We start from the raw sequence: 12,540 nt of genomic DNA, 5'->3' as shown, positions 1-12,540 counted from the left end.
CAATCTCGAAGCGTCGATCTCAAATCTCAAATCGCAGATTTCAGACCGCGGATCGCCACCCCATGCCTTTGACGATCCACATTCCACTCTTCCGCTTTCGGCCGATTCGGCACATCACTTGTAGAGGGAACTGCTCATCAGCTCGATGATCACCGGTCCGCAGAGCACGATGAACGTCGAGGGGAAGATAAACAGCACCAGCGGGAAGCTGATCTTGACCGACGCCTTGGCAGCCAGCTCTTCGGCGGCGTGCTGGCGGTTCAGGCGGAGCGTCTCGGCGTGTACCCGCAGTGCCTGGGCGATGCTGGTACCGAAGCGGTCGGCCTGCACGAGCATCGCGGCCAGCGACTGAAGGCCCGAGTTGCCCGTGCGGGTACCGATGTTCTTAAGTGAATCGCCACGCGTCAGGCCGACGCGGGTTTCCATGTGGGCAATGCCGAACTCCCGGGCGATTGCCGGATGGGCCAGGCCCAGTTCCTGGCCAACGCGCTGCATCGCGGCGTCCACGGTCAGGCCGGCTTCCACGCAAACCACCATCAGGTCCAGCGCGTCGGGAAGGCCGAAGGTCAGGGCTTTCTGGTTGGCGGTGATACGCAGCCGCAGCCACAACTGTGGCGCCATGTAACCGATGATGCCGCCGAGCGAGAGCATCATCATCAGTTTGTCGGTGGTGACGCCGATGACATAGCCCCCCACCACGCCGACGATGAGGAAGATGAGCTTGGCGCCCATCATGGTTCGCAGCGTAGATGGGTTGTAAAGGCCGGCCTTGTTCAAAGACTGTCGCAAGCCGGAGATCTTCTCCCGGCTCTTGGGCATGAAGGGTTCGGCCGCGGCCTGGCCAAGCCGGGTGAACGCGCCCTTGAGATCGCTTTTGAAAGAGGTCTTCTTGGACGCGAGCGTTTCGGCATCGGTCGGCCCCTTGGCCAGACGATTGCGCAGCTTGTTTTCGCCGCCGCCGCCCATCGCCATCTTCATCACGAAGAAGCCGATCAGGCCGATCGAGCCGGCACCGCAGAGGATGAGGAGAGTAAGTTCGTCCATAGTGACCTCTTGGGGGCCTCTTCGAGGCCGAAGTCAGGAGTCGGAAGTCGGAAGGTGGGAATCGAACGTCTTTCTGACTTTCGACTCCTGACTTCTGACTTCGCCGCCCCCCTACACCTTGATCGTCGTGATCTTCTTGATCGTGAACAAACCGGCCATCTGCAGGCCCAGTGCGATGCCCAGCAGGTAGCGACCGTCGCCGGTCAGCAGCTTGTGGCAGTACTCAGGGTTCTGCGTGTAGACCAGGCCGAACATCACCGCCGGGAACGCGACCAGGATGTACCCGGTAAACCGACCTTCGGCGGTCTTGGCGCGGACCTGGTTCTGCAGGCGGATTCGGCCGCGGATCATGTGGCTGATGTTGCCGAGCACTTCCGACAGGTCGCCACCGGTCTGACGCTGAATCAGCAGTGCCGTCACGAAGAAGGAGAAGTCGGTGTTATCGACACGGCCGGCCGTGTCTTTGAGTGATTCGTCGAGCGGCTGTCCGAGGCTGTGCTGGTCGTAGCAGCGGCGGAACTCGCCGGCCAGCGGCTGCGGGAGCTCGTCGGCCATCATCTGCAGGCCGGTGCTGAAACTGTGACCGGCACGAAGAACGCGGGACAGGAAATCGAGCGCTTCGGGCAGTTGGTCGGCCATCTGCCGCTGACGCTTGTTGCATTTGCCGTTGAGGTGAAAGAACGGCAGGTAGCCGGCGATTGCCGCGCCGACCGCCGAGACGGCCAGCGATCCGCCGACCGCAAACGCGACGAAGAACGTGACAAATGCCAGGATGAATGCGAGCGAAAAGAGCTTGCCGAGGCTCGAGCCCGGGCTGGCCTGGAGAAGCTTGCGGTTCAGCGACTGGATGAACGACTTGTTGGCCAGGAACTGCGGCACGCCGGAGACGGCGGTGACCCGCAGAAGCGGCTTGAACTGGTCGGTGATCTGCTGCTCGGTGCTCGATTCGTTGCCCAGACGCTGGGAGAGCCGCTTTTTCTCGCGGTTCTGCCCGCCAGCCAGGCTGAAAGCACCCCAGATGGCCAATCCGACCGCCATTGCGATCAGGCCGGGGAGGATGAGTGATTCGATGTCCATGGTTAGCTCGCAACGTCTGTTCTGAAGTCTCTTGTTCCCGAATCAATCAGATGTCGATCACGCGTCGCATGAACAGGTCCGCCGGCAGACGGATCCCGCGGTGTTCGATGCGCTCGGCACATCGCGGTCGAATACCCGTGCAGACAAACCGCCCTGTCGCGTGCCCGTCCCCATCGACGCCCGACTGTTCGAACACGAACAGGTCGTGCATCTGGATGTTCTCCCCTTCCATCCCGCTGATCTCGCTGACCGTCGTCACCTTGCGGCGACCGCCGGTCAGACGCCGGGCCTGGATGACGATCTGAATCGCGCTGGCAATCTGCGTGCGCATCGCCTTGGCGGGGATGTCGAATCCGGACATCGCCACCATCACTTCCAACCGGCCCAGGGCGTCGCGGACGTTGTTGGCGTGGACGGTCGTCATCGACCCTTCGTGACCGGTGTTCATAGCCTGGAGCATGTCCAGCGCCTCGGCACCGCGACACTCGCCGATGATGATTCGGTCCGGCCGCATACGCAGACAGTTCTTGATCAGGTCGCGCTGGTTGACCTCACCCTTGCCTTCGACGTTCATCGGGCGGGTTTCGAGGCGAACCACGTGCGGCTGCTGCAACTGAAGTTCGGCGGCGTCTTCGATCGTGATGACGCGCTCGTCGGCCGGGATGTAGCGGCTCAGACAGTTGAGCAGCGTCGTCTTGCCCGAGCCGGTACCGCCGGAGATCAACACGTTGGCCCGTGCCTGCACGGCCGACGACAGGAAGTCCATCACCGCCGGCGGAAATGCGCCGTGGCGAATCAGGTCTTCCAACTGCATCGGCTTGGAACCGAACCGCCGAATGCTCATCGCCGGACCATCAAGGGCCAGCGGTGGAATGATCGCATTGACGCGGCTGCCGTCGGTCAGTCGGGCGTCCACCATCGGGCTTGTTTCATCCACGCGCCGGCCGACCAGGCCGACGATGCGATCGATGATCTGCCGCAGGTGGGCGTTGTCGCGGAAACGCGTATCAACCAGTTCGATACGGCCCTTGCGCTCGACGAAAATCCGGTCGGCGCGGTTGACCATGATGTCGCTGATGGTCGGGTCTTTCAGCAGGGCCTCCAGCGGGCCCAGGCCGAAAGTCTCGTCCATGATGTCGTCCATCAGCCGTTCCTGGTCCTGGCTGCTGATCAGTCCCTTTTCGGACTGGCACAGCTCGCGGACGAGCAGTCGGACTTCGGCGCGGACGGTATCGGGCGGCAGCGTGCGCAGGTTCTGCACGTCGAGCCGCTCCACCAGCTTCTGATGGATCTTGACCTTGAGCTGATTGAGGTAGAGCTGACGTTCGCTCTGCACCGGCGCGATGGACGACGCCATCGAGTTGGCGACGGCCGCGCCCATGCGCAGGTTCGAGGCCGGCGGCGCGATGACCGGCATTGCCGCCGGCTTGGGTTCGGTGGAGGCGGGCGATGCGATCAGGGGCGCCGGAGCGTCGATGACCGGGGCCGAGGAATTGCTGCGACTGAACAGACCCATCGAATCTCCCGTTACGTCAGAGGCACGCAGCCGGGATCACCCCGGGATGACGTGCTGGCCTATCAGGCCGCCAATGCCTTGCCGGCACGATTGTCCAGCCCTTGAGCCAGCGCCGTCAGGCCCAGGCTGATGTCAGACCTCGGTGCCCGAAGCACGACCGGCTCGCCGAAGTTGATTGCCTGAATCGCGTTCTTGAAGTCGTTGGGAACGGTCCAGGAGACCTTCAGTCCCAGGGCCCGTTCGACTTCTTCAGGCTCGATGTCGTTCCCCTTCTTCACATAGCGATTGACGACAATCTTGATCTTGTTCGCCTCGACGCCCATCCGCCGCATCGCGCCGACGAATCGCTCGGCGTTCTTGGCGCTGGGGATGTTGAGCTGCATGGTCAGGATGTTGACGTCGGCGGCGGCGATCGCGGCCGAGTAGATCGGGTCGATGCTCATCACCGAGTCGATCACCACGTAGTCGAAAAGCCGGCCGAGCAGGTTTAGCAGCCGGCTGACGCCAGGGCCGTTGACGCGCTGTGTGTCTTCAGGAAGCTCGGGACGGGCCAGCAGCGCGACCTTGCTGTTGGCGTGAACCGCCAGTGCGTTGTCGAGCAGCGTCTTGTCCAGCTTCTCCGCGGCTTCCATGACGTCGGCGATTGTGAAGCGGGGCCGCGTGTCGAAGCAGCTTGCCACACCGCCGCGCATCAGGTCGAGGTCCACCAGGACGGTCTTGCCGCTCTTGGCGAGCGATGCGGCGACGTTGCACGCGACGGTTGTCGAGCCGCATCCGCCGACCGTTGGCACGACATGAATGATCCGGGCTTTCTTGCCCGCGCCGTGGGCGGTGGCGACGCGTTCGATCGCGTTGGAGAACTTTTCCTCGCTCATCGGGAGCGGGATGAATTCCTTCACGCCCAGGTGCATCGCCTCCATCAGGAGGTTCGCGTCGAGCAGCTGGGACATCACGAAGAAACTGACGCCGGGATTCTGGCGCGGCAGATGACCGATGGCGCGAAGCGCCGCCGGCGCATTGGGGTCGAGATTGACAATCACCAGTTGCGGCGCTTCCGAACGCCCGAGCAGTGCAGGCAATCCGTCCACGGTCGCCAACTGGGCGATGACGGGTATCCCGAACCGGGACAGGAATGCCGCCATCTCCTGGCGATTGGAGGCGTCGGCATCGACGATTGCACAGGTCAGTTGGACAAACATAGCGATCTCTCGTCTAGGTCCGGGGTTTTGCCGCCCTATCGCGGCACGGACCTTCCCACATTGAGCTATCGCCCCGAATCGACAGGGACTTTCCTACTGTGCTGACGATTACATCAATTATTCCGGGCGCGCATCCTGATTGACGCTCGTCACCCGCTGCCCAGCCGCACCCGATGTCACGGGATTGCTAACGGGCACGAATCCGTAGGGTCCGCGGAAAGCCGACGGTGCGGGCTTGTTCGCCGAGCCGGGATCCGTTCCCGGGCCGCCGAGGTACTGCTTGATGAACAGGTCGCTCTCGCTCGGATAGTTCCAACGCTCGCCGGGGAGTTCCGGAACCTGGCTCGGGTTCATGGCTTCGACGAGACGCGGCGTCACCAGCACGACCAGTTCGGTCTCGTTACGCTCGTACTTCACCGAGCGGAACAGGGCGCCCAGGATCGGGATATCGCCCAGCAGCGGCACAGCCGACTTGTTGGCGGTGACCTTGTTGTTCAGCAGGCCGGCAAGAGAGAAGGTCTGGCCTTCGCTCAGCTCAATCGTCGTGGTGACGGTGCGCTTCGAGAGGCCGGGAACCTGGGTGCCGGCGACCGACACGCTCTTGGTGTAGTCCAGTTCCGACACCTCGGCCGACGCTTGGATTCGGATCTTCCCGTCGCCCAGGACGATGGGCGTGAAGGCCAGGCGAATGCCGAACTGCTTGTATTCGATGGTGATGGTGGTGCCGTTGCCGCCGCCCGACTGCGGAACCGGAATCGGGATTTCGCCGCCGGCCAGGAACTCGGCTTCCTTGCCGCTGAGGGTGGCAAGGTTGGGCTCGGCGAGCATGCGGAGCAGGCTGTTGTTGCGGAGTGCGGACACCAGGATGTCGAACTGGGTGCTGCCGATGCTGCCCCCGCCGATCAGCGTGACGTTGCCGCCGGCCGCCTTGGCGAGCGTGCCGCCGATCGGCACCTGGAACTTGCCGGTGCCGTCGTTCATGCCGAAGTTGACGCCCAGCTCGGTGCTGGCGGTGCGGGACACTTCCGCGAAGCGAACCTGCAGCATGACCTGCTGTCCGCCGGCCATCTCCAGGAAGTTCAGCACCTTGCCGTACGCGCCCAGCATCTCGGTGATCTGCTCGGCGGTCTGAAGGTTGGGAACCCGGCCGCGGGCGACCAGCGTGCCATTGACGGCCGAGAGTTCGACGGTCGCGGTCGGGAAATGCGTCTTGACCAGTTCGCTCAGTAGCTTGAGGTCAACGTCAACAACGATATCGAGGACTTCGCTGCGGTCCTTGTCGTCCCAGACGATGAGCTGGCTGACGCCGGCCTTCTTGGCCGTCAACAGGATGCTCGTGGGATCGACCAGGTTATCCCCGACCACTTCGGGCTGGGTGAGGCTCATTCGTTTAAACGGCGCCTTGGTCTTAAGGACCATGCTGCGGCCGACCAGCATCTTGACCGGGCCGCTGCCGGAAACGTTTTCGAAGAGGCTGGCGACGGCGTCGGCCGGGCGGGTGGCGGGTGTCGTGGCGATCACGGGTGTGCCCGGGAGCATGGGAGCCGCGATTGGCGTGACAGCCGACGGTGCCGTGGCAGGTGTTGCCGGTGCCGTCGCCGGCGCGGCGGCCGGGGCGGGCGTTGCCGGTTCGGCCAGCACGATCGGCGTCACCGGAGCGGACTCCGGAAGCGCGTCGCCGGCCGGCAGTTCAATCGCCGGCGGGTTGACGACCGGACTGCTGTCGTCGGCGTAAATGACGTACGGCACGAGCAGCGCGGCGCCGATCGCCGCGGCGACCCGCAGGCGACGCCTGGACCGCTTGCGTTCATCGGACACGTTCGAGGCCTCATCGAGCGTCTTCTGGTTCGAAAGATCGTTGTTCTGATTGAAGGTCGACATGTTGCTTCGTGCCTTTCTGTTTCGGCTCCCCACTGCGGCGGACGTTCTGTTTGCTTTTGACGACGACGGATTGGATGTTCAGGTCAAGCCCACGCTAGTCCTGTTTGCTTTCAGAGTCCGTGCCGGTGATGGCACGACCCTGGCCGAACAGTGACGGCGGCGCGACGGGCTTGGTCGCCGGCGTTGCCGCGGGCTTGTGCTCGGCGCGCTCCTCGTCGAACTTCACCGTCGACTCGACACCACCGCGGATCACCTGCACCACGCGGGCGGCAGAACGCGACGGCGGCGGCGTGACCGACGTGAAGATGTCAGCCATCGTGAGCGTCGGCTTGGTGGCCGGCGTCATCACATCGTCCTGCGGCGACTTCGACCGGCCGCTGCCCGATGTCAGTTCGGCGAGCGTGACCAGTTCCGAGTCCGGCGTTTCCTTGTCCAGGTTGTTACGCAGCACCAGCCACGGCCGACCGTTCTGCGTCGCGAGGTTCATGATCTGGGCCTGTCGTGGTGTGACCAGGAGCGTGACGTTGTTGCTCGGCGGCGGCGGCGGAGCGCCTTCGACCACGGGCGCGGGGTTGATGTTCCGACCGACCGCGCGAACCTCCAGGTTCTGCAGGATCGTGCGGGTTGCGGATTGGCCCTTCTCGTCCCGAAGCGCGGCGACCACGTCGACGCGTGCCCCTGGCTGGAGCATGCCGGCCAGACCGCTGAACTCGTTGACCTCGACGGTCATCGCGCGGTGGCCGCTCGGAATCAGTCCCATCAGACCACCCTTGGCACCGGTCGGTGCCAGCAGCGGCTCGACGATCGACTGGCCCTTAACCAGCGGCTGCAATGTCGTGCGGCCGATCAACTCCTGGACCGTGCGGAACGAGCCGCTCGGCATCGATTCGGCCGGCAGTCGGGTGACGACCAGGTCGTCGGTGGCCAGTTCCTTGCCCGGCGGAAGGTCCTTGGTGGCAACGACGATCCCGATGACCGGGTCCTTCGTCTGAGCCGTGCCGGACTTGTTCAGCGCGCTGCGAGCCACAACCAGGGCGATGAGGCCCAGCAGCACCGCGGCGATCAGGGGGATGAAACTCTTCACGTTCATGGCAGCTCCACTTCGCGTCAGGCGGGATTCGTTCGCGTCACAACGCAACACCCCGATGACAGGATTCCAGCTAGATTCTGCTTCGGCGCGGATTCGGGATACCTTTACGACCTGTGATGCGCCTTCTGGGATTTCTGTCTCGGGTATCGGTAACGGACGTGACGGCGAGCGGCGATTTTCGTTATAGGGGCAGAGACCAGTGACCAGTGACAAACGGCAACACCCACGGACGATCGTCCGTGGGTGGTTGCGTTCGGCTCCAACACATCGCTTTGACTATTCCTTGATCATGGTCGTCACGCCGACGATCGCCTTGTTCGCCGGGATCACCCCGAGCGGGCGGACGCTCACGGTGCCTGCGGTCGCCGAGACGGTGACCTTGATCCCCGTTCCCTTGGCGACGGAACCGACGTCGCTGATCGTCGCGCTGGTCGAGGCGTTCGTAAACGTGACCGTGTACTTGTTGCTGGCGACATTCGCCGAGTTCATCGTGTTCGTGATCGCGGTCTGGGCGGCCGAATGTGTCGTGCTGCTGAGGATGGCGGTCCGGGCGCCGTCGCGGCTGGCGGCCTGGATCGTGTGCTTCATGTAGAAGAACTGCCCGAACTCCACCATGCCCATGCTCAGGGCCAGGAGGACCGGCAGCACCAGCGCCGCCTCGAGCACGCCATTGCCGCGGCGTACGCGGCGTGCGGAACGATTGCGCTTGATCTGTTGCATGAGGTTGGTCACAGCTTGAGCCCTCCGACGGTGTAAAGCAGGTACATCGCCGTCGCGACCAGGGTCGGTACGGCATAAGGCAGCGGACGGTCGATGCTGCGGAACTGTCGGCCCGTCTCCTGGGTGTGTTCGACCCCCAGCGAATTCACGTGGGCAATGTTGACGGCCAGGACTGCAGAGTTGCGGAACAACTCGCGCAGCCGCCCCGCCGCCGACGCCTGCACCAGGACGATCCCAAGCCCGATGACTTTTTCGGCAAGAAAGATTGCGATCACCGGGACGGGGCCCACCCAGGCTGCGATGCCCGCCATCAGCTTCAGGTCGCCGCCGCCGACGGCGCCGAGTGCGAACGGCAGGATCAGCAGTGCGAAAGCGGTGAGTATGCCCAGCAGCGACTGCCACGGGGAAATGGTCCCGCCGGCGAAGCAGCTCTGCATCAGCCCCCCGATCACCAGTGACGCGGTCAGCCAGTTGCGAATGAGGCGATGACGTACGTCAACAATCGCGGCCCAGACCAGCAGGGCCAGCAATGGCGCGTAAGGAAGGAAGGGCACAAGCGTCTTCATGTGGCTGCTATCGGCTCAAAGCGATGAGTTTTTCACCGACGTCCACCGGCCGAGCACTTTGGTGCCCAGGCCCGCGATGGTGGCGATCGTGCCGACGATGATCAGGCCGGCGATCAGGACGTACTCCATGACTTCGGCACCCGACTCGTCGCGGATCAGGCGGACAACAACGGATTGGATTTTCCGAGCGTTCACGATCTCCACCTTTCGCGCATGGCATGGCCAACCGCCGATGCCCCTTGCATTCAAGTCGTCGGTGACCACGGGCGGGGGAACATGCCCATGACAAGTCACGACGGCCGATAACGAAAAGTCGCGCCCACAGCAGTTGGCCATGGGCGCGACGTGTCTTGCGTGCGTCGCGTGAGTTGTCGCTTACAGCGACGAGTTCAACGACGTCCAGCGAGCAAGCACCTTGCTGCCGACCGAGGTGATCGCGGCAATCGCGGCCACGACGATCAGACCGGCAATCAGGGCGTACTCGAGAACCTCGCCACCCTGCTCATCCCGAACCAGCTTCGACACCAACTTCTTCATCGCCTTCATTGGAAACTCCTGTTCTAAAAGGCGACCCACTGTCTCTCGGCACGATTCCGCCCCGATTGCCCTTACAGGCCAGTTCCGGGGCGGAGGCCCGCCCGGCTGGGGGATCTTGCACGAGTGCGGCGCAACTGCGCCCCGACTGACCGCCCACACGCGACCCGTCGGGCCGGCCGCTTCCCGTCAGGTCTTGGTAAGGCCTTCCGGCCACCACCTGATCGAGAAACTTCCGACTGCACGCATTGCATCGACCCCGCTGAGCACCCCCTTAAGCACGTCGGTTGTGAAACAGCGGACAAACCTCCGTTTCCTGCCCCGTTTTCCCGGACGTCTGGGGTAATCGGTCAGTTTGTGACGTTTAACCGGCGTCGGACTGGCGATTTCCGGTTTGTATCGAACGGCGGGGACTCGAATTGCGTACCTTTGGAGCCTCGGTTCGGGTCGGCAAAACGATTAAAATCGCCCCGAGCGGGAATTTTCAGTCGCCACGACCGGCCACCGCTACCTATAACGACAGCGGCGGGCACCGTCCGGCGATCCGGCCAGCGGGCCTGATCGCCCGGGCGTGGCAGGCTTCGAACGCAAGGATTTACTGCCCTAAACAGGGCAATTCGGTCGTTACCGGATGTAATTGCCATTGTCGAGGCTCTACGCTGTGTCAGAAGATGTACCCCCGTGCCGACGAACTCGGCACACTCGGTGTAAGTTCCAGGAGATGAGCGTGATGTCGATGCGGTCCCATTCCAGTCCCTCGTTTGTCAATGCCGCACGGATGCGCGCCGCCCTTGTGTCGACGCCCCGATGCGTTGTTGAGACCCTGGAATGCCGCCAGCTCCTGTCCGCCAGCCTTCAGGTGGAAAACCTGGACGTCATCCCCGGCTACGAGCGGATGGTCTTCACCAAGATCGGCAACCCCGACGAGACGACGCCGAACAAGGTTAAAGAGACCGGCGTCCTGAAGTTGCGCAACATCGGCGACGAGCCTCTGACGTTCAGCAACATCACCTTCAGCGGTCCGTTCAAGGTGGTCGGCAGTTTTCCGACGTCCATCGCGCCGGGCGGGTCGGCAGAAGTTACCCTCCAGTTCACCGCCACCTCGACGCCGACCTACACCTACAACCAGACTTCCGGAATCACCGAGCCCCGGCGTGGCGGAGCGCACATTGGGTCGCTCACCTTCAAGACCAACGACCCGGCAAACCCCACCTTCACCGAGGGCCTGGCCGGCTGGTACCAGGTCTACTCGGAGCGGAACAACGAGCCCGGGCTTCAGACCATTGTGAACCTGCTGCTCGATTACAAAACCGTGATCGCGCCGCCCAAGACCGTTCTGCTCGAACAGGCCGACACCCCCAAGTACTACGGCGAAGAGGTGGTCAGCGCGTACTGGAATCGAGCCAACCCGGCAAAGTCGGTCAGCGTCCGGCAGATTGCCGCGTATCACGGTCAGGGGAATGACGTGCCCATCTACTGGCACAGCCAGGGTGGTGCCAACAACCTCCTGTTCCGCCACGACGGTGCCGCAAGCCAGACCCTGCTGCCCAACATCCTGGGCGGTACCGGCGCGGCGGCCGGCAGTTTCTCGACGAACAGCACGTTCGGCTTCCGGGTCGACAACAGCTACAGCGACGATACGAGGAACAAGAAGCCCGAATACGGCGGTGGTCACGAGATTCGCTTCTTCCCGGTGCGAGATCACTTCGGGAACGTGCTCGCCAACACCTACTTCCTGGTCCAGGACTACGCCGTCCCGGTGAACGGGTCGCCGCCGAACTTCGATTTCCAGGACAACCTGTACATCGTCACGAACATCACGCCGGCCAACGGTGCGGTGCCACCGCCGGTGACCGTTCCACCCGTGGTGCCGCCGGTCGTACCGCCAACGGTTCCGCCGGAGGTCCCACCGACCGTCCCGCCCACGGTACCTCCTGTGGTCCCACCGACCGTGCCGCCCACCGTTCCTCCGGTGGTGACCGTTCCGCCGACGGTTCCCCCGTCGGTTCCGCCGCCGCCACCGATCGTCATTGAGCCGGTACCCCCGACGATCTCCCTGTCTCCGCCGGCGATGTCCGTCGTCGAAGGACTCAAGGGCAAGCAGAAGGTCGAGCTGACGATTTCGCTCAGTCAGCCGGTCAGCTACAAGACGAAGGTTCGCTTTTCGACCACCGACATTGAAGCCAAGCGAGGCTCCGATTACACGGGCAAGGCGACCGGCGTGATCAAGTTCGGGGTCGGCCAGACGACCAAGACCATCAAGATGCTGGTCAAGAGCGACAAGGTGGCCGAAGCCAGTGAGTCGTTCATGGTGACTCTCTCCGAGCCGTCCAATGCCCAGATCGGAACCGCCCAATCCACGGTGACGATCCAGGACAACGGCGTTCAGCCGACCACCGGCGGCGGCAAGGCGATCCCCGCCGAGGGTACCGATCTGCCGATCGTCAGCATCACTTCCGCCGTCCCGCTGCTCGCCGAGGGTAACACCGGCGTGCAGTTGTACGCGTTCAACGTAGCGGTCGACCGCGCGCCGCTGAAGAAAGTCACCCTGAAGTACGCCGCCGCCAGCGGTACCGCGACCAAGGGCAGCGACTTCAAGCCCAAGTCCGGCAGCCTCGTGTTCGCGCCCGGCGGCCCGACGACGCGAACAATTACTGTCGCCGTTAAAGGCGATACCGTTGCCGAACCCGACGAGGCGTTCATCGTCAGTCTGTTCGCGATCAAGAATGGCGTCTTCGCCACCGATTCGGCGCAGGGCATCATTCAAAACGACGACGCATAAAGCAGGCAGTACGCAGTAAGCAGTACGCAGAAAAGACAAGAGTGGCGGCCAGCTTGGATGGTCGCCACTCTTTCTTCTTTTCCTCACTGCGTACTGCTTACTGCGTACTGCCTACTGATCATGCCCTAATC

11 protein-coding genes are annotated in these 12,540 nt (G+C 63.3%); 1 reads left to right on the top strand and 10 read right to left on the bottom strand.

Annotated features, from left to right (window positions below; translation table 11 throughout):
* Window positions 1-114 precede the first annotated feature (114 nt).
* From IPV69_RS24215 to IPV69_RS24170, 10 genes are all read right to left on the bottom strand, one after another.
* The gene (locus IPV69_RS24215) at window positions 115-1,044 is read right to left on the bottom strand and encodes a type II secretion system F family protein (RefSeq protein ID WP_206292304.1); all 930 of its coding nucleotides are present in this window, start codon (window positions 1,042-1,044) and stop codon (window positions 115-117) included.
* Between the two features lie 111 nt (window positions 1,045-1,155).
* Entirely contained in the window at window positions 1,156-2,121 is a 966-nt protein-coding gene (locus IPV69_RS24210) for a type II secretion system F family protein (protein ID WP_206292303.1), read from the bottom strand.
* Window positions 2,122-2,167: 46 nt separating this feature from the next.
* Complete coding sequence (locus IPV69_RS24205) at window positions 2,168-3,478, bottom strand: CpaF family protein (protein ID WP_390884433.1); 1,311 nt, start codon at window positions 3,476-3,478, stop codon at window positions 2,168-2,170.
* A 221-nt stretch (window positions 3,479-3,699) separates the two neighbouring features.
* Window positions 3,700-4,836, bottom strand: a complete 1,137-nt coding sequence (locus IPV69_RS24200; protein ID WP_206292301.1) for an AAA family ATPase — start codon at window positions 4,834-4,836, stop codon at window positions 3,700-3,702.
* A gap of 117 nt (window positions 4,837-4,953) precedes the next feature.
* Window positions 4,954-6,717 carry a type II and III secretion system protein family protein gene (locus IPV69_RS24195; RefSeq protein WP_206292300.1) on the bottom strand — a complete coding sequence of 588 codons (1,764 nt, stop codon included), beginning with the start codon at window positions 6,715-6,717 and terminating at the stop codon, window positions 4,954-4,956.
* Window positions 6,718-6,811: 94 nt separating this feature from the next.
* Window positions 6,812-7,807, bottom strand: coding sequence for a Flp pilus assembly protein CpaB (gene cpaB / locus IPV69_RS24190; RefSeq protein WP_206292299.1), 996 nt, complete (start codon window positions 7,805-7,807; stop codon window positions 6,812-6,814).
* Between the two features lie 276 nt (window positions 7,808-8,083).
* Window positions 8,084-8,527, bottom strand: coding sequence for a TadE/TadG family type IV pilus assembly protein (locus IPV69_RS24185; protein WP_206292298.1), 444 nt, complete (start codon window positions 8,525-8,527; stop codon window positions 8,084-8,086).
* 8 nt (window positions 8,528-8,535) lie between these two features.
* Window positions 8,536-9,081, bottom strand: coding sequence for an A24 family peptidase (locus tag IPV69_RS24180; RefSeq protein WP_206292297.1), 546 nt, complete (start codon window positions 9,079-9,081; stop codon window positions 8,536-8,538).
* 27 nt (window positions 9,082-9,108) lie between these two features.
* Window positions 9,109-9,288, bottom strand: coding sequence for a Flp family type IVb pilin (locus IPV69_RS24175; protein ID WP_206292296.1), 180 nt, complete (start codon window positions 9,286-9,288; stop codon window positions 9,109-9,111).
* A 180-nt stretch (window positions 9,289-9,468) separates the two neighbouring features.
* A complete protein-coding gene (locus IPV69_RS24170) occupies window positions 9,469-9,639 on the bottom strand; it encodes a Flp family type IVb pilin (RefSeq protein WP_206292295.1) in 171 nt (56 codons plus the stop codon).
* 766 nt (window positions 9,640-10,405) lie between these two features.
* On the opposite strand from IPV69_RS24170, the gene IPV69_RS24165 reads away from it, so the two are divergent.
* Window positions 10,406-12,409, top strand: a complete 2,004-nt coding sequence (locus tag IPV69_RS24165; protein ID WP_206292294.1) for a Calx-beta domain-containing protein — start codon at window positions 10,406-10,408, stop codon at window positions 12,407-12,409.
* Window positions 12,410-12,540: the final 131 nt, after the last annotated feature.

Origin of the sequence: Humisphaera borealis (genome assembly GCF_015169395.1) — a bacterium.
Lineage (GTDB): Bacteria > Planctomycetota > Phycisphaerae > Tepidisphaerales > Tepidisphaeraceae > Humisphaera > Humisphaera borealis.
This window is presented reverse-complemented; position numbering and strand designations above follow the sequence as displayed.

What these genes read in the sequence shown, in the direction of transcription:
- IPV69_RS24215 (WP_206292304.1), bottom strand. Translation starts at nt 1,044, where the DNA reads ATGGACGAACTTACTCTCCTCATCCTCTGCGGTGCCGGCTCGATCGGC.
- IPV69_RS24210 (WP_206292303.1), bottom strand. Translation starts at nt 2,121, where the DNA reads ATGGACATCGAATCACTCATCCTCCCCGGCCTGATCGCAATGGCGGTC.
- IPV69_RS24205 (WP_390884433.1), bottom strand. Translation starts at nt 3,478, where the DNA reads ATGGCGTCGTCCATCGCGCCGGTGCAGAGCGAACGTCAGCTCTACCTC.
- IPV69_RS24200 (WP_206292301.1), bottom strand. Translation starts at nt 4,836, where the DNA reads ATGTTTGTCCAACTGACCTGTGCAATCGTCGATGCCGACGCCTCCAAT.
- IPV69_RS24195 (WP_206292300.1), bottom strand. Translation starts at nt 6,717, where the DNA reads ATGTCGACCTTCAATCAGAACAACGATCTTTCGAACCAGAAGACGCTC.
- cpaB (WP_206292299.1), bottom strand. Translation starts at nt 7,807, where the DNA reads ATGAACGTGAAGAGTTTCATCCCCCTGATCGCCGCGGTGCTGCTGGGC.
- IPV69_RS24185 (WP_206292298.1), bottom strand. Translation starts at nt 8,527, where the DNA reads ATGCAACAGATCAAGCGCAATCGTTCCGCACGCCGCGTACGCCGCGGC.
- IPV69_RS24170 (WP_206292295.1), bottom strand. Translation starts at nt 9,639, where the DNA reads ATGAAGGCGATGAAGAAGTTGGTGTCGAAGCTGGTTCGGGATGAGCAG.
- IPV69_RS24165 (WP_206292294.1), top strand. Translation starts at nt 10,406, where the DNA reads ATGCGCGCCGCCCTTGTGTCGACGCCCCGATGCGTTGTTGAGACCCTG.